Source organism: [Phormidium] sp. LEGE 05292, assembly GCF_015207735.1.
Lineage (GTDB): Bacteria > Cyanobacteriota > Cyanobacteriia > Cyanobacteriales > Aerosakkonemataceae > Floridanema.
Genome location: NZ_JADEWG010000140.1, coordinates 1 through 16,289, shown reverse-complemented (window position 1 = coordinate 16,289; position 16,289 = coordinate 1). Strand labels below are relative to the sequence as shown.

The window sequence follows — 16,289 nt, the reverse complement described above, 5'->3', positions numbered from 1 at the left end:
GAGATGGGGAGAATTGTTCTTCGACTCTCCCACCGCAAAGTTACCTGCGAATTGCGATCTCTGATACAGGCATCGGTATTGAACAAGAAAATATCAATAAACTATTTCAACCCTTTGTCCAAATCGATAGCGCCCTCAACCGTCAATACGCAGGCACAGGTTTGGGGTTAGCCTTGGTGAAACGCCTAGTACAACTTCACGGCGGACAAGTAGGTGTATCTAGTGAGTTAGGAGTGGGAAGTTGCTTTACGATCGACCTTCCGTATATCGCAACTGATTTCTCCGCTTTGGCATCAGTTGTCCAACCCCAACTCTACATTGAACCCCAGGAACTAGAACAAGGAGGAGCGCCTTTAATTTTGCTGGTAGAAGATAATGAAGCAAATCTCAGTACAATTTCTAATTATCTAAGAGCCAAAGGCTATCTTGTAGTTGTGGCAAAAAATGGAGAGGAGGCGATCTCTTGCGTTCAGTCGGAAAATCCTGATTTAATTTTGATGGATATTCAAATGCCAGGAATGGATGGATTGGAGGCTATTCAACATATTCGCAATAATTTAAACTATGTGGATGTACCGATTATTGCGCTTACGGCTTTAGCGATGACGGGCGATCGCGATCGTTGTCTGGCTGCGGGAGCTAATGATTACCTCACAAAACCCGTTAAACTGAAGCAATTAGTAATGAGTATGCAACAACTTTTAGTTTCTCGCTCAAGATAGAGGAATTTTATGAATAAATCATCGATTTTAATTGTTGACGACGACCCCTCTAATTTTGAGGTGATAGAAACTTTCCTCAGTAGTCGTCAGTATGACTTGCACTATGTTGCCAGTGGAAAAGACGCGATCGCGCTGCTTGATACTTATCAGCCCGATCTAATTTTGCTAGATGTGATGATGCCGGGAATAGACGGCAGGGAAGTTTGTCGGCAAATCAAAGGGATGTCAAAATGGCAAGCCGTTCCCATCATTATGGTAACGGCATTAAACTCAAAATCAGACCTAGCCGATTGTCTAGATGCTGGAGCCGACGATTTTATCAGTAAACCGATTAATGCGATCGAACTGCGTGCCCGCGTGCAGTCAATGCTCAGAATCAAGCAACAGTATGACAATATCGAAACCTTATCCCAGATCCAAAAAAATACTATTAACATCTTGCAAAGCACGCTCAATGAAGCGAAAAAATTCCTCATTTACTTAGAACTAGAATTATCTGTAAATCCTCTGCTAAACAGCGATTCTGCCCGGACTCTGTTCTCAGCTGCTACCGTAGCAGCTGCTTTGAAAAACCTGGCTCAAAACTTCAACCGGAGACAAGACCTCGGATTTGAACTTGCAGAAGCAGAGGTCGCCATTCCCGCTCCATATCTATCAATGATTCTCCAGGAATTAGTTGATAATGCCTTAAAATTTTCCCCACCAAGCACAGCCATTAAAGTTACTAGTCACGTTGAAGGCGAGAAGTTTAATTTATTTGTTCATGACTCAGGTTCCGGTATGACCGACGAACAAATTGCTCAAATCAATATTGTTAGGCAGTTTGAACCCAGCGCCTCGGCGCAACAGCGCGTTGCGATGGGCTTAAAAATTGTCAAGAAAATTGTCGAATTAGTCGGAGGCGAATTCTCAATTACTAGCGTCAATCAACAGGGAACAACAGTACATCTCACTTTGCCGATCGCTCAAAGTCTCAGTAATTCTTAGATAAAGGAAATATCAGACTTTGTGCTTTTTGTCAACCACTTTACTGGACTGGCCTTCTATATACGTAGATTTCTACGGGTATATCCGTAAACTCCCTGATACCGGATCGCTGAGGTTCTGGAATAAGATTTTAATAAGTCAATATTCCGCGAAAAACTATGTACTCAGAAACCACATCAGATCCGATTCGGCAGGAAGCACTAACTGCCTTAACAGCTAAAATTATCGAGCAAGGTTGCCCCGATCGATATGCACCATCGCTGGCGGCTTCAATTATCTTTCAGACAGACCTAGATTTGCGAAACGCTCAACTCTCTCGCCTTTTAGCTTGGCTAAAACAGGATTATCAAGATGTCTATGTGTCAGCACTGAAGATTGTGGAAAAAACCCGGGCAGAATTTGAACATCGAGTTATTGAAGGTTGATTCCCAAGCTTTGGTGTACAGCCGCAAGCAAGTTCGGTTGAGTAAGGTTGTCCCCTTCAGGCTTCAGTCCTATCACCAGCGACTCCCAAATCCAAATAGTTTGATGTTATGCTTTCCGTTGGAGTCAAAGTTTGATAACTAGCAACTTAAGTTGTTCATAATACCCATATCCAAAGAAACAATTCTGTTTCTTTAGATCCAGAACGGGCGATCGCTAATGGAAAGCTTTTCTTTATTTTGCAGATAAAAAGCTTTCGCTTTGCGCTATCTAAAATTTAACTATTTTTCCCTAATTAAAGGTATTGCAAGACGAAAGCTTTCCCAGCCAATTGTTCTCAAAATTCTCTAAATAGACTAATAAAAGAGCGCTATGGCAATTCTATTTGAAATATAAACAGAGAGTTTATTCTCCTCAAGGTGTACTCAGGAAATATATCTATGAATAACTGTTTGCTAGAACCAGAAAAAACAGAAAGAATAATCACTTTAACAAAATTTATCCAAAGCAATCCAGAGGTGAGAGAACTCAAAAGAGCTTTAGCTGTCAGAATGGCTTTAGAGGGTGAACCCTACGCTAAGATTAGTAACTTACTGGGAATGAAGAAGTCTAGTATCACTACTTGGAAGCAAAAATTTGAAGCTCAAGGTCTAGAGGGTATCAAGCTAGGTTATCAAGGTTCATCTAGTTATTTGACCAGCGAGCAAAGGAAAGAAACAATTACTTGGTTGCAGAGTAATAAGTATTGCACCTTAAAGGAATTAGTGAATTATTTAGATAAACAATACGGTGTAGTTTATCAATCCCTGCAAAGTTACTATGCTCTATTGTCAGCCGCCCATATTAACAGAAAAAAATCACCGAAAGTCCATCCCAAGCCTAACCCAGAGACAGGAACAAGGAAAAAACAGAAAAACTCCGGCACTTCTTGACTAACAAACAAGCGGTCTTTTTAAGTTGTAGCTCTTCTGAAAAACAGGAGAGCTATTTTTATGGGCTATTTAGTTTTTTACTACTCATTAAACTCCTGATTTTCCTAAGTTAAATAGGTAGAGGCATTGTTCACAAGTGATTTAGATGTCGTCTGCGGTTTTGCTGAAAGCCTTGTTTCTCTGTTGATTTATGTTTGATTTTATAGATAAAGGATAGAGAGCTTGTGTTATTAGTTACGTTAACTTTTTTAAAGTCAAGCTCATTGGGAGTACGGTATAAATAAAAATTATCGAGGCAACAATAGTATTATTACAGTGATTTGGTTTACATTTGTTAGCAATAAATTTGGCTCTTACCCCTTTACAACCAAAAATAAAATTGATAGATTCATATTGTCGGAAGCAAAGGCAAACGCCTCGCACCGATAACAACAAAAACAACAATGAGTAAAGGTACAAAATCATGGCTGTTGAAAAAACAAATTCTTCTTCTAGTTTAGCCGAAGTTATCGATCGCATTTTAGACAAAGGTATTGTTATTGACGCATGGGCCCGCGTTTCGTTGGTTGGTATTGAATTATTGGCGATCGAAGCTCGTGTTGTGATTGCTTCTGTGGAAACTTATTTGAAGTATGCAGAAGCCGTTGGTTTAACTCAATCAGCTGCAATGCCTGCATAAGAGAGTAGATAGTTCTACAATCTACGGATTGGGAATTTAGGATACCTTAAATGCTGAATAAACTTCTGCTTTTTTTAGATTTCCGAAATTCGTCAAAGCCGCGTTAAACGAGCAAGGAACAAGGAAAGCAGAAGTTTAATTTAACTACTTTTGCTCTGAATCAATGTACGAGCAATAGTGGTTTATTCACGGATAGTTAATGTTATTGAGGAGAACCTCATGACGGCTTTAATGGAAAAAATTCGGCAGGAGCATCGATCGATAGCTGAGGAAGTATCTCAACTATTCAAAGAGACTCAAATCTTTCTGTCGGATGTCACAGTAGAAAGACACAAGCAAGCGAAAAAGCAAGCGGAAGAATTGTTTAAATTTCACCAAAATTTACAACAAGAAAACCGCGACTTTTTAACCGAAACCGAAAAACAACGGATAGAGCAAGCCAAAAAACAAGCGGAAGAATTGTTTAAATTTCACCAGAATTTAGAACAAGAAAATCGCGAATTTTTAACCGTTACCCATGAACGACGAATGACTAATGCTCAGGAGCAAAACCAAAAGCTACGTCAATTCCGTCGGGATCTGTTCATTAGTATTTTTGGCATTCCTAGCTCTAGCCCTCCGGCAAAACAGCCCAAGACTTTATCAAAACAGCCCACTAAGGCTGAGTCTTGAGCTAAAAAATAAATTCCCCCAGCCTGCTAGCAGCTTTCGCTCTTTCGACTGGGGGCTAAGAAATCAAAAACAACAAATGAGTTCTAGGTTTTTGATTTTGACATTCTCTGCTGCTACTAAGTACCTAAAACTTAGTCGCAACAGAATTCCCAACCTCACGGATAAGGGCTTCCTGCTAAATAGGGAGGAGTACTTTTTTGCCCTCAGCAGGCAGATGCGATTAGTCTCACCGCCATCTAAACCTTCCGAAAAATTGTGGAGTTAACCATATAACTTTCTCTGCATAATAGCACGTAACTTTACAATTTGTAAACTAACTTGCAGAAAAAATATCAAATCAACACCATCTAAAATATGACTTTTGCCGAAACTAATACTAGAAGAGCAGTTCTGCGCGTCCGTCCAGGCCAATTTGTAGCTACACCTTCTGTCCAACAAGTTGCTACCCGCGCCCTGCGTTACTTGCAATCCGGGTTCTCCGTTCATCTGCGCGGCCCAGCCGGAACAGGTAAAACTACCCTGGCGATGCACCTAGCCAACTGCCTAGCCAATCCAATCATGTTAATTTTTGGAGATGACGACTTTACAAGTTCAGACTTAATTGGCAGTCAATCTGGTTACACCCACAAAAAACTACTCGACAATTATATTCACAATGTTGTCAAAGTCGAAGACGAACTGAAACAAAACTGGGTTGATTCTCGATTGACTATGGCTTGTCGGGAAGGATTTACTTTAGTTTATGACGAATTCAACCGTTCCCGACCAGAAGTAAATAACGTTTTACTCTCGGCATTAGAAGAAAAAATTCTCACTTTGCCACCCAGTAGTAATCAACCAGATTATCTCCAAGTTCATCCTCAATTCCGAGCAATTTTTACCTCTAATCCTGAAGAATATTGCGGTGTCCACGCAACTCAGGATGCCTTAATGGATAGATTAGTAACTATTAATATGCCCGAACCGGATGAGTTGACGCAAACCGAAATCCTGGTGCAAAAAACTGGAGTTAGCCGAGAAGATGCTTTATTAATTGTCCATCTAGTCAAAACATTTCGTCTCCAAACTGGGGCGGAAAAAACATCCGGTTTGCGCTCTTGTTTAATGATTGGCAAAGTCTGTGCTGAACACGAAATTTTAGCTACGCCAGACAATGCAGATTTCCGTGATATTTGTGCTGATGTGTTATTTTCGCGCACTAATTTATCCGTCAGCGAAGCTACCAGCATTTTCTGGGAACTGCTTAACCAAATAGAAACAGAAGCGTTAAGCTGTCCAATTTCATCAATCTCTGTAGCTGAGGAAATCAGTTCTTTAGATAATTTAGCTTTATACGAGGCTGGAATTTACCACTATTTGCAACAAAAAGAAAAAGCTGATTTTACGGAAATTTACAAAGCCTTAAATCTCAGTCGGAGTCAGACCAAAGTGGCGCTAAATTCTCTGTTGCGAAAGAACTTGCTGACTAAGCAAAACCGTTTTTATACTATTTGTGAGTCAAACTAATCGTGACTTCCTCTATTCTGCCAACACGCCCCCAAACCAACTCTAATCGAGCTATTACTACATCCACTCAAGGTTCTACTTTAGCAGATATTCTGGAACGAGTTTTAGATAAGGGAATTGTGATTGCTGGGGATATTTCGGTATCCATTGCTAGCACTGAACTTCTACATATCCGAATTCGTCTGTTGATTTCTTCAGTTGATAAAGCGAAGGAGATGGGAATCAATTGGTGGGAAAATGACCCCTATCTCAGTAGCAAATCTCAAGCTTTAATCGCGGAAAATCAACAACTTTTAGCCCGATTGCAAAATTTAGAAACCGAACTGCTGGCGCTAAAATCTTCAACTAACAATCAACTTGAATTAGGAGCAAGAGAATCAAATGATTACTATCAAAACAATGAAGGACATTCCGAGCATTCAGGAAATTCCCAATCTCCACAATAGCAAGTCTCTGGTATGCCTGCCTCATGTGCGACTTTCTGCTATTGAACCTCGTCGCCAAAAACTTCCTAAATAACTTTTATCATGGCATTAAGTTGCACCCCTTGTGAAAATTCTCCAGAAGTTTTCTCCGCTCCTGACAAAGTTGACAGTAAAGCGGGTTTAGCTCCTTTACTGTTAACTGTTGTCGAACTGGTACGCCAACTGTTGGAAGCACAAGTAATTCGACGAATGGAAGCAGGAATTCTCAGCGAATCAGATTTGGATCGAGCCGCAGAAAGTTTACAAAAATTGGAAGTGCAAGTTCTCCATCTCTGCGATATTTTTGAGGTTAATCCTGCGGATTTGAATGTAAATCTCGGAGAATTTGGAACGCTTTTACCGCCACCAGGAAGTTACTATCCGGGAAAAAGTGGAACTAATCCTTCGATTTTGGAACTCCTAGACCGACTTTTAAATACTGGAATCGTGGTAGAAGGTGATGTGGATTTAGGGTTGGCGAAGCTGAATTTAATCCACGCACAACTACGGTTAGTTTTGACATCAAAGCCTGATTAATTTTTTGAGAAAATTATGGATTGTGGTCTTTACTTATACGGCATTTTTCCTGAAGCTATTCCTGAGCAAGTAGCGATCGAAGGAATGGATAAACAACCAGTCTATAGCGCACTTATAGAGGGTTTTAGTTTTTTGTATTCGGTAGCTAAACAAGAAAAATATTTTGCTTCTCGACGCAATTTAATTTGCCATGAGAAAGTTTTAGAAGAAGTAATGAATGAAGGTTTCCGCACGCTTCTACCTTTGCGTTTTGGCATGGTAGTTAAAACTTGGGAAACTGTCACCGAACAACTAACTAAACCCTATCAAGATAAACTCAAAGATTTATTCGCTAAATTAGCTGAACGGCGCGAAGTTAGCGTGAAAATTTTTTGGGATAATAAGTCAGAATTGCAAGCGCTGCTTTCTGTAAATCAGGATTTGAAACAAAAGCGTGATGCGATGGAAGGTAAAACATTGAGTATGGAGGAAGTGATTGATATTGGTCAAATGATTGAAAAAGGTTTGGAGCTTCGCAAACAAGACGTAATTCAAGCTTTCCGCAATGAATTAAATCCTGGGGCTTTGGAAGTAGTGGAAAACGACCCGATGACCGAAGGAATGATTTACAACGCTGCTTATTTAATTCCTTGGGATGCGGAAGCGGAATTTAGCGATCGCGTCGAAGCTATTGACCAAAAATTTGGCGATCGCTTGCGAATTCGCTACAACAATCTTACCGCTCCTTATACATTTGCACAACTTGTTTAACAGGAGTCAGAGTTATGTCTCTGAAACTTTTACTATTGCCAATTATGGGGCCAGTTACTGGTCTAGCATGGATAGGACAGCAAATTCAAGAACGTGCCAATACTGAATATGATGCTACCGAAAATTTGCACAAACAGCTATTAGCCTTACAGTTAGCATTCGATATCGGCGATATTACCGAAGAAGAATTTGAAATTCAAGAAGAAGAATTGTTACTAAGAATTCAAACCCTAGAAGAGGAGGCAGCACAATTAGAAGATCTCTAAAATTTTAGCTCTTGGTTTTAACTTTGTTATTCCCGCTAGGTTTAAGAAACCCGCAATCGCGGGTTTCTTCCATATTTAATATTCCAAATAGTAAGTTTGAAATTTACTTACCTCCACAACAGGTTGATAACTAGTTGAATTTTTAGGATAACTAGGAACAACTGTACGTAAATCTTGAATCGCTTTTTCTGTACTGTTTCTTTGGCTATCTAAGACAGTCAGCCGTTGTTTCAACTGTTCAACTCGCTGTTCCATAAAGACTAATTCTTGCTGGATACGCTGCTGTTCTGTCACCAACTTATAAAGCTCAAGTTGTTTAGATGCCTCAGAATTATTGCGAGGCATGGTGCTAATTTTGGGACGAATATTTCCCCGAACTCGAATATTTGGCATAACTAATTTCCAGATGGTTTATAATATTATAACTAGGAATTAGTGGCTGCAAATAGAATTGCCAAAAATCCTTACAATAAAAATTAAAAAGCTTTGTAAAATTACCGAAAAGTTACACGGATTACTGATGATGGAACTGTATAATCTCTATAGTTACGCTTTTTTGAAGACCCCAACCGATGTACTAGAAATTCCCGGAGGCATCGCGGGCGAGGTATTTGTAATTAATCGCGGCAATATCTCAGCTTTAGTGGAAGCGGAAGTATCTTTGTCATCGCTACAAAACGATGACAAACAATTAATCGCAGCAGTTTTATCCCATGACAGGGTTATTTGTGAGATATTCCGTCAAACAACAATTTTACCTTTACGCTTCGGCACATCTTTTAGTTCTAAAGAAAACTTGCTGCTTCATTTAGAAGCTCATGCTCAAGAATATTTAGAAAAGATTGACGAACTTAAGGGAAAAGCTGAATATATTTTAAAATTTACACCTCGAAAGTTAGAGGAACCAACCATCTCTTCTGAAGCTGGGGGAAAACAGTATTTCTTAGCCAAGAAACAACGATACCAAAACCAGCAAGATTTTCATATCTTGCAAACAGCAGAATGGCAAAATGCAGTTCATCTAATCACCGACATTCATAAATCAGCAATTATTTTTCCCTCTCAGGGTGAAGAGGCGCGGATTTTTCTTTTAGTCAATAGAACTGACGAAAAATTACTGGAAACAGAGTTTTGCAATTGGCAAAGAATTTGTCCACGTTGGGAATTACAACTAGGAGAAACTTTACCTCCTTATCACTTTATCTAACCAATCAATTATGAGCATTCAGAGCTTTTTTAACCATCAAATAAACCGATATGATTCGCTGCACTTAGCGATGTTTAGTGGTAAAGGTGGAGTGGGAAAAACCACTCTATCCTGTGGGTTTGCACGTCGCTGGGCTAAGTTATTCCCCGAAGAAAAAATACTGTTAATATCCACCGATCCTGCCCATTCTTTGGGGGATGTATTGCAAGTCAAGGTAGAAGATAAAGCTTTGCCTTTAGATGATTTACCAAACTTGAGTGTTAGAGCCTTAAATTCAGGAAAATTACTGTTAGAGTTTAAAGCTAAATATGGGAAGTTTTTAGAATTATTGGTTGAGCGGGGAAGTTTTGTTGAAGGTGAAGATTTAACGCCTGTTTGGGATTTAGAATGGCCGGGTTTAGACGAACTAATGGGTTTGTTAGAAATTCAACGCTTATTAACAGAAAAAGCGGTGGATAGAGTAGTGGTTGATATGGCTCCTTCCGGTCATACTTTAAACTTGTTGGGGATCAAAGATTTCTTAGATGTAATTTTGAATTCTTTGGAATTATTCCAAGAAAAACATCGGGTGATTACCCAAACTTTTCAGGGAAGATACAATGCGGATGAAGTCGATGATTTTTTAATTCAGATGAAATCTGAGTTAACAGAAGGAAAGAAGCTGCTGCAAGATGACAATTGTACTACTTGTTTGGTAGTGGCGATCGCAGAACCAATGAGTTTGCTAGAAACCGCCAGATTTATCGACAGCTTAGAAACCTTAGAAATCCCTTGCGGTGGATTGTTAATTAACCGAATTTTACCTCAATCCGATTTAGATTTAGACCGCTACAGCGAACAACAAATTTTACTAGATAAATTTCTCAACCTACCAGGACACCAGCCGATTTTTACCGTTCCCCAACAAGCAGTAGAACCATTGGGAGGAAAAGCTTTAGATAAAATTATCAATCAAATTCAGAAGATCGATCGCGTCACCTTAGCACCACCACCGCCAATAGAATGGCCGAAAAAAGTACCGCCCAGTTTCAATGATTTTATCGCCCAAGGACGGCAATTAATTTTAATTGGTGGTAAAGGTGGAGTGGGAAAAACCACCGTAGCAGCGGCTATTGGTTGGGCATTAGCTAATAACTATCCCGATAAAAATATTCGCATGATTTCCATAGACCCCGCCCACTCTTTAGGAGATGCCTTTGGCCAACAATTGCACCACGAACCAACTCAATTAACTCCTAATCTCAGCGGTCAAGAAGTAAATGCTGACATTGTTTTAGAACAATTTCGCAATGATTATTTGTGGGAATTAGCCGAAATGATTAGTGGTGAAGGAACTGAATCAGGGGCAGTAAAACTTGCTTACAGTCCAGAAGCTTGGCGACAAATTGTTGCCCAAGCTTTACCGGGTATTGATGAAATGTTATCTTTAGTAACAGTGATGGATTTGTTAGACAAAAAACAGCAAGACTTAATTATTTTAGATACTGCCCCTACAGGTCATCTACTCCGCTTTTTGGAAATGCCAACAGCTTTGGGAGATTGGTTAGCTTGGATATTTAAATTGTGGATGAAATATCAAAATGTGTTGGGTCGCGTCGATTTAATGGGGCGGTTGCGAAATTTAAGACAGCAAGTTATGCAAGCGCAGAAGAAACTAAAAGACCCCCAACACACAGAATTTATTGGAGTTGTGCAAGCACAAGCAGCAATTATTGCTGAACAAGTGCGCTTAACAGCTTCTTTGCAAAAAATGGGGGTTTCTCAACGCTATGTGGTGCATAACCGCTATAGCCCAGATGTGGAAATTCATCCGCAATTGTTTGCCGAACAAACTCTTGTTCGCTTACCCAGTTTACCTCGGTCTGTTCCACCAATAGACCGCATTAAAGGAGCGGCAAATCTCCTATTTTAGGTTAGTCAAGTCAGTAGGAAAAATCAGGAGGGATTTTATGAGCGATTTATTCAAAGGCTTTGAACAATTAGTAGAATTAGCCAAAGTCTTAGAAGAAAAAATTGACAAGGGAGAAATTAAGACGGAAATGCAGTTTAATACTCGTCCGTTGAGTAATATTCCCCGTTCAGGAGGGATTCCGCGACCCGGTGGAATCCCCCGACCTGGGAATCCAGGTAGCGATATTGGTACGAGTCGGATTCGCACCCAACCGCCATCAGATTCTGGTGCTGGCGATGCTGGGGGGGAGTCAAACGCAGTGACACCGCCGGAGGATGCTTCTTTGAAAGATATTGGTGGGTTAGGTGAAGTTCTCAAAGAACTCAAAGAACTGATTGCGATTCCTTTAAAACGCCCTGATTTGTTGGCTAAACTAGGTTTGGAACCAACCAGGGGCGTGCTTTTGGTTGGCCCTCCCGGTACTGGCAAAACCCTTACCGCCCGTGCTCTGGCGGAAGAGTTGGGGGTTAATTACATTGCCTTAGTGGGGCCAGAAGTGATTAGTAAATATTACGGCGAAGCGGAACAAAGATTGCGGGGAATCTTTGAGAAAGCGGCGAAAAATGCCCCTTGTATCGTGTTTATTGATGAAATTGATAGTCTCGCCCCAGACCGCAGTAAGGTGGAAGGGGAAGTGGAAAAACGACTGGTTGCCCAACTGTTGAGTTTAATGGATGGATTTGCTCAAACTAAGGGTGTGATTGTGTTAGCGGCGACTAATCGCCCGGATCATCTTGACCCCGCATTGCGTCGTCCGGGAAGATTCGATCGCGAAGTGCAATTTCGCGTTCCTGACAGAAATGGACGTTTGGAAATATTGCAAATTCTCACTCGTTCCATGCCTTTAGATGAATCCGTATCTTTGGATGTAATTGCTGATAATGCAGTCGGATTCGTCGGGTCTGACTTAAAAGCGGTTTGTCAAAAAGCTGCTTATAGTGCCTTGCGCCGTCAAGTTCCTTCCATAGAATCGATCATCCCAGACCAGATGACCGTTTGCCAGTCGGACTTTTTGCAAGCACTCAAAGATATAAAACCTGCTGTGCTGCGTTCTGTGGAAGTTGAGTCTCCCAATATTGCTTGGGATGACATTGGCGGACTGGAAAGTATCAAACAAACTTTGCAAGAATCAGTAGAAGGGGCGCTACTGAATCCCGAATTGTATTCTCAAACCAAAGCGCAAGCGCCGAAAGGGATTTTGCTCTGGGGACCTCCCGGTACTGGTAAAACTTTATTAGCGAAAGCAGTTGCTTCCCAAGCCAGAGCGAATTTTATCTGTGTCAATGGGCCAGAATTGCTGAGCAGGTGGGTGGGTGCTAGCGAACAGGCGGTGCGGGAATTGTTTACTAAAGCCCGACAAGCTGCGCCTTGTGTGGTGTTTATTGATGAAATTGATACTTTAGCACCTGCCAGGGGTCGTTTTAGTGGTGATTCTGGGGTGAGCGATCGGGTTGTGGGACAATTACTCACAGAACTGGATGGCTTACAAGTTGGGGCAACTATCTTGGTGATTGGTGCAACTAATCGGCCCGATACATTAGACCCTGCTTTAATGCGGGCAGGAAGATTGGATTTACAGTTAAAGGTGGATTTACCAGAACTGAGCAGTCGGTTAGCAATTTTACAAGTACACAATCAAGACCGTCCTTTACATGATGTCGATTTGGTCGCTTGGGCTGAAGCAACAGAAGGTTGGAATGGTGCTGATTTGGCGTTACTATGTAATCAGGCTGCTTTAGAAGCGGTGCGTCGCTACCGTCGTGAAGAGATGACAGACCCGAGCGCTATTAAAATTACAAGTGATGATTTTAACCACGCTTATCAAGTTTTAGTAGAACAGCGTCCGGTTTGACACCCTCAGCTAATGATGAGGATTGAGATTTTTAGGATGGAAGGATTAACAGGATTAATTGGAAAATTTTAACTCCATCCTGAAAAACCTGAAAATCTCGATCCAAAATCAAATGGTTATGTTCGCTCTTTATCCTTGCCAATGTATAAACAACTTAAACTGGCTATCCGATCAGCACGCCAGTTCAGAACCAAGGAAACGGAACAGCTGCGCCAGCACAATGCCGAGCTGCAACTGCTCCTGCAACATAGCACCACTCAACTTCAAGAAGCCCGTGCAGCCCTTGAGCGACAAGGGATACGAGCTGCTTTGCTGAATCAAATTGTCCATGCGATGCGGGAAACGCTGGTTTTGGATGAAATTTTGCAAATCGCAGCTAATCAACTGCATAGAGCACTGAATGTGAGCCGTTGCTTGATTTTTCGACCAGATGCCGATAATCAGTTGGGAATTCGTTATGTTTCTGAGTCTACCTCAGAAGGAAACAGTTTAATTGGTATTCGCTGCGATTTCTATCGTTATTACCACGCCCAGTTAGCGCAGGGCGAACCTTTGGTATTACCTCGAATTAAGGCGAGTGAACCCCCGGAAATTTTGCAAGCTGTAGAAAATTGCAATATCCGCGCCCTGATGATTGTGCCACTGATTTACCAGCACTACTTCATTGGCGGAATTAGCTTAAATGAATGCCGAGGGGAACGGAATTGGACATCCGAGGAAGTGGATTTTGTCCAGAGTATTGCTGACCATTGCGCGATCGCTATTCATCAAGCCGAACTTTATCAACAAGCTCAAACGGAACTCCAAGAACGTCAAAAAGTGGAAGTAGCATTAAGAGAAAGTAACGAATTATTCCAACAGTTAACCGAAAATATTCAACAAGGCTTTTTCGTCAGAGACCCCCTACAGGACAAATTACTCTATGTCAGTCCTGTACTCAAAAAAATCTGGGGTTGCAGTCCTACAGCTGTCTGCAACGATAAGAGAGCATTTTTAGCTCGAGTTCATCCAGAAGACCGCGATCTGGCGATCGCTGCTGTTGACTCCCAGAAATCTGGGCAACCCGACTACTGCGAATATCGAATTATCAAACCAGATGGCGAAATCCTCTGGTTGGGGACTGGTAGTTTTCCCCTGAAAAATGAGCAGGGCGAAGTTTACCGGGTCACGGGTATTGTAGAAGACATTACCGCCCGGAAAACTGCCGAGCATTCTTTGCACCAACAAGCTGAGCGGGAACGGATCGTCAGGATCGTCACCCAACGGATTCGCCAATCTCTGAATTTAGATGAGATTCTGACGAGAACCGTTGCTGAGGTACGGCATTTCCTACAAACCGACCGGGTGATCGTTTTTCAGATCGAGCCGGATGGTTCTGGTTTGGTGGTAGAAGAATCTGTAGGTGATGGTTGGCAAAGTGTTCAGGGACAGTTGATTTTCGATTCCTGTTTTCCCAGTTATATCGACCAATATCGTCAGGGAAGGGTGCGAGCGATCGCAGATATTGATGATGGCTGTATTCAATCTTGCCATGCCGATTTTCTCAGACATTTTGATGTCCGAGCTAACTTAGTCGTTCCGATTCTACAGAACAATCTTCTTTGGGGCTTACTGATTGCCCATCACTGCACCCATACCCGACAATGGTCGATCGAGGAAATCGAACTGCTCAAACAAGTAGCAGACCAAGTAGCGATCGCCATCCAACAAGCACAACTTTATCAACAAGTACAACATGAACTGGCAGACCGCATCCAGGCGGAAACCTTCCTGCGTGAGAGTGAAGCCCGGTTTCGCTTGATGGCGGACAGCGCCCCTGTACTGATTTGGTTAGCCGATGCTCAAGGAGAGTGTACCTTTTTTAACCAAACTTGGCTGAAATTCACTGCACGTTCCCTAGCGCGAGAACTCCAGGGAAATTGGACAGAAAGTATCCTATCCTCCGACTTGGAACACTATCTCGATCTCCGCAACTCTGCAATTCGAGCCAGAAAAAGTTTTTTATTAGAGTATCGCCTGCGTCGTAGAGATGGAGAGTATCGTTGGATTTTAGAAAAAGGTGTTCCCCGTCTTACCTCTGACGGTGAGCTTCTCGGTTATATAGGCTCTTGCATTGATATTACCCAGCGAAAACAAATTGAAGCCAAACTACAAAAACTCAATGAAGAATTAGAAATTAAAGTTCAAGAACGCACCCAAGAATTACAAAAGACTGTAGAACGACTCGCAGAAGAAATAGTCAAACATTGCCATACAGAAAAACAGTTGGCTATTGCTTTAGAAGCAGCGTTAATGGGAACTTGGGACTGGGATATTCAAACTAATGAAGTTCAGTGGTCTCACAGGACTGAATCTATTTTTGGCTTGGCTCCTGGTTCTTTTCCTGGTACTCAAGAAGCCTTTATTAACTATGTCCATCCAGAAGACTGCCCTGCTTTAGGACAAAGCATCCAACAAGCTCTTTTGCACAAAACACCACATAATTCTGAAACTCGGATTATTTGGTCTGATGGCACTATTCATTGGGTAGCTTGTATGGGTAATGTGATTTGCGATCGCGCCGGACAACCTGTTCGCATGACCGGGGTAGTTATTGATATCAACGAACGTAAGCTAGCAGAACAAGAATTAAGAACATCTCTCAAAGAAAAGGAAGTACTACTCAAAGAAATCCACCACCGCGTTAAGAACAACTTGCAAATAATTTCCAGCTTGCTCAAGCTGCAATCCGGTTATATCAAAGATGAAGAAGTTACAGCTTTATTTACTGAAAGCTACAACCGCGTTAGGTCGATGGCACTGATCCACGAAAAGTTGTATCATTCCCACGATTTAGCAAGGGTCGATGCTGCCGATTACATTGGCAATTTAACAGACAATTTATTCAAATCTTACAATGTTTCCTCAAATTATATAAATTTAAAAATCACCATAGATAGTCTCAAGCTAGATATTGATACAGCAATACCTTGTGGTTTAATCATTAATGAACTCGTTTCTAACTCGCTCAAATATGGTTTTCCTAATCAACAAAAAGGGCAAATATGTATTACATTTTTGGAACATGAAAACGGTAATCTTTATTTAAAAGTCAGCGATGATGGAGTGGGATTACCTGCAAACTTTGATATTGAAGAAATTCAATCACTGGGATTGCAGTTAGTACTTAATCTCACCGAGCAATTGGGCGGAAAACTTGAGATTGATTCTACTAATGGCACTTCTTTTGCCATTACATTTGTTACCCATGTTCCGGTTCTTTCGTAAGCTTGCATCGCATCTAAATTGTATATTTTTGGTGTTAGGCAAAAACCGTAAATACCTTTCCCCATCCCCCCATC

General features: G+C 41.4%; 16 protein-coding genes. 15 read left to right on the top strand and 1 reads right to left on the bottom strand.

What is annotated here, in order from left to right; translation table 11 throughout:
- The 11 genes from IQ264_RS26085 to IQ264_RS26035 all read left to right on the top strand — a co-directional run.
- Nucleotides 1–722, top strand: a 722-nt coding sequence (locus tag IQ264_RS26085; protein WP_228061821.1) for a response regulator, incomplete at its 5' end; no start/stop codon positions are given.
- 9 nt (nucleotides 723–731) lie between these two features.
- Nucleotides 732–1,709 (top strand): hybrid sensor histidine kinase/response regulator, encoded by a 978-nt coding sequence (locus IQ264_RS26080; protein WP_193984389.1) that lies wholly within the window; start codon nucleotides 732–734, stop codon nucleotides 1,707–1,709.
- 158 nt (nucleotides 1,710–1,867) lie between these two features.
- Nucleotides 1,868–2,134: a hypothetical protein gene (locus tag IQ264_RS26075; RefSeq protein WP_193984387.1), complete on the top strand. Its 267-nt coding sequence runs from the start codon at nucleotides 1,868–1,870 to the stop codon at nucleotides 2,132–2,134.
- Nucleotides 2,135–2,572: 438 nt separating this feature from the next.
- A complete protein-coding gene (locus IQ264_RS26070; protein ID WP_193984385.1) occupies nucleotides 2,573–3,064 on the top strand; it encodes a helix-turn-helix domain-containing protein in 492 nt (163 codons plus the stop codon).
- Nucleotides 3,065–3,527: 463 nt separating this feature from the next.
- A complete protein-coding gene (gvpA, locus tag IQ264_RS26065; RefSeq protein WP_193980327.1) occupies nucleotides 3,528–3,743 on the top strand; it encodes a gas vesicle structural protein GvpA in 216 nt (71 codons plus the stop codon).
- A 219-nt stretch (nucleotides 3,744–3,962) separates the two neighbouring features.
- Nucleotides 3,963–4,415 (top strand): gas vesicle protein GvpC, encoded by a 453-nt coding sequence (gvpC, locus tag IQ264_RS26060; RefSeq protein WP_193984383.1) that lies wholly within the window; start codon nucleotides 3,963–3,965, stop codon nucleotides 4,413–4,415.
- Between the two features lie 354 nt (nucleotides 4,416–4,769).
- The gene (gene gvpN / locus IQ264_RS26055) at nucleotides 4,770–5,921 is read left to right on the top strand and encodes a gas vesicle protein GvpN (RefSeq protein ID WP_193984381.1); all 1,152 of its coding nucleotides are present in this window, start codon (nucleotides 4,770–4,772) and stop codon (nucleotides 5,919–5,921) included.
- Between the two features lie 2 nt (nucleotides 5,922–5,923).
- Complete coding sequence (locus IQ264_RS26050) at nucleotides 5,924–6,367, top strand: gas vesicle protein (RefSeq protein ID WP_413470371.1); 444 nt, start codon at nucleotides 5,924–5,926, stop codon at nucleotides 6,365–6,367.
- 81 nt (nucleotides 6,368–6,448) lie between these two features.
- A complete protein-coding gene (locus IQ264_RS26045; protein ID WP_193984379.1) occupies nucleotides 6,449–6,922 on the top strand; it encodes a gas vesicle protein K in 474 nt (157 codons plus the stop codon).
- Between the two features lie 15 nt (nucleotides 6,923–6,937).
- Complete coding sequence (locus IQ264_RS26040; RefSeq protein WP_193984377.1) at nucleotides 6,938–7,672, top strand: GvpL/GvpF family gas vesicle protein; 735 nt, start codon at nucleotides 6,938–6,940, stop codon at nucleotides 7,670–7,672.
- Between the two features lie 14 nt (nucleotides 7,673–7,686).
- Nucleotides 7,687–7,938, top strand: a complete 252-nt coding sequence (locus IQ264_RS26035; protein WP_193984375.1) for a gas vesicle protein GvpG — start codon at nucleotides 7,687–7,689, stop codon at nucleotides 7,936–7,938.
- 75 nt (nucleotides 7,939–8,013) lie between these two features.
- Here the strand turns inward: IQ264_RS26035 and IQ264_RS26030 are convergent, their stop codons facing one another.
- Nucleotides 8,014–8,331: a hypothetical protein gene (locus tag IQ264_RS26030; RefSeq protein ID WP_193984372.1), complete on the bottom strand. Its 318-nt coding sequence runs from the start codon at nucleotides 8,329–8,331 to the stop codon at nucleotides 8,014–8,016.
- Nucleotides 8,332–8,458: 127 nt separating this feature from the next.
- Between IQ264_RS26030 and IQ264_RS26025 the strand changes: the two genes are divergently transcribed.
- The 4 genes from IQ264_RS26025 (at nucleotide 8,459) to IQ264_RS26010 (ending at nucleotide 16,215) form a co-directional block, all read left to right on the top strand.
- Nucleotides 8,459–9,145 carry a GvpL/GvpF family gas vesicle protein gene (locus IQ264_RS26025; protein WP_228061820.1) on the top strand — a complete coding sequence of 229 codons (687 nt, stop codon included), beginning with the start codon at nucleotides 8,459–8,461 and terminating at the stop codon, nucleotides 9,143–9,145.
- 10 nt (nucleotides 9,146–9,155) lie between these two features.
- The gene (locus tag IQ264_RS26020) at nucleotides 9,156–11,057 is read left to right on the top strand and encodes an ArsA family ATPase (protein WP_228061819.1); all 1,902 of its coding nucleotides are present in this window, start codon (nucleotides 9,156–9,158) and stop codon (nucleotides 11,055–11,057) included.
- A gap of 37 nt (nucleotides 11,058–11,094) precedes the next feature.
- The gene (locus IQ264_RS26015) at nucleotides 11,095–12,948 is read left to right on the top strand and encodes an AAA family ATPase (RefSeq protein WP_193984370.1); all 1,854 of its coding nucleotides are present in this window, start codon (nucleotides 11,095–11,097) and stop codon (nucleotides 12,946–12,948) included.
- Between the two features lie 141 nt (nucleotides 12,949–13,089).
- Nucleotides 13,090–16,215, top strand: coding sequence for a PAS domain-containing protein (locus IQ264_RS26010; RefSeq protein ID WP_193984368.1), 3,126 nt, complete (start codon nucleotides 13,090–13,092; stop codon nucleotides 16,213–16,215).
- The last annotated feature ends 74 nt before the right edge of the window (nucleotides 16,216–16,289 follow it).

Excerpts from the sequence above, each read along its gene's own strand:
- IQ264_RS26045 (WP_193984379.1), top strand. The coding sequence starts at position 6,449 with ATGGCATTAAGTTGCACCCCTTGTGAAAATTCTCCAGAAGTTTTCTCC.
- gvpN (WP_193984381.1), top strand. The coding sequence starts at position 4,770 with ATGACTTTTGCCGAAACTAATACTAGAAGAGCAGTTCTGCGCGTCCGT.
- IQ264_RS26015 (WP_193984370.1), top strand. The coding sequence starts at position 11,095 with ATGAGCGATTTATTCAAAGGCTTTGAACAATTAGTAGAATTAGCCAAA.
- IQ264_RS26075 (WP_193984387.1), top strand. The coding sequence starts at position 1,868 with ATGTACTCAGAAACCACATCAGATCCGATTCGGCAGGAAGCACTAACT.
- IQ264_RS26035 (WP_193984375.1), top strand. The coding sequence starts at position 7,687 with ATGTCTCTGAAACTTTTACTATTGCCAATTATGGGGCCAGTTACTGGT.
- IQ264_RS26040 (WP_193984377.1), top strand. The coding sequence starts at position 6,938 with ATGGATTGTGGTCTTTACTTATACGGCATTTTTCCTGAAGCTATTCCT.
- IQ264_RS26030 (WP_193984372.1), bottom strand. The coding sequence starts at position 8,331 with ATGCCAAATATTCGAGTTCGGGGAAATATTCGTCCCAAAATTAGCACC.
- gvpC (WP_193984383.1), top strand. The coding sequence starts at position 3,963 with ATGACGGCTTTAATGGAAAAAATTCGGCAGGAGCATCGATCGATAGCT.
- IQ264_RS26025 (WP_228061820.1), top strand. The coding sequence starts at position 8,459 with ATGATGGAACTGTATAATCTCTATAGTTACGCTTTTTTGAAGACCCCA.
- IQ264_RS26020 (WP_228061819.1), top strand. The coding sequence starts at position 9,156 with ATGAGCATTCAGAGCTTTTTTAACCATCAAATAAACCGATATGATTCG.
- gvpA (WP_193980327.1), top strand. The coding sequence starts at position 3,528 with ATGGCTGTTGAAAAAACAAATTCTTCTTCTAGTTTAGCCGAAGTTATC.
- IQ264_RS26070 (WP_193984385.1), top strand. The coding sequence starts at position 2,573 with ATGAATAACTGTTTGCTAGAACCAGAAAAAACAGAAAGAATAATCACT.
- IQ264_RS26010 (WP_193984368.1), top strand. The coding sequence starts at position 13,090 with ATGTATAAACAACTTAAACTGGCTATCCGATCAGCACGCCAGTTCAGA.
- IQ264_RS26080 (WP_193984389.1), top strand. The coding sequence starts at position 732 with ATGAATAAATCATCGATTTTAATTGTTGACGACGACCCCTCTAATTTT.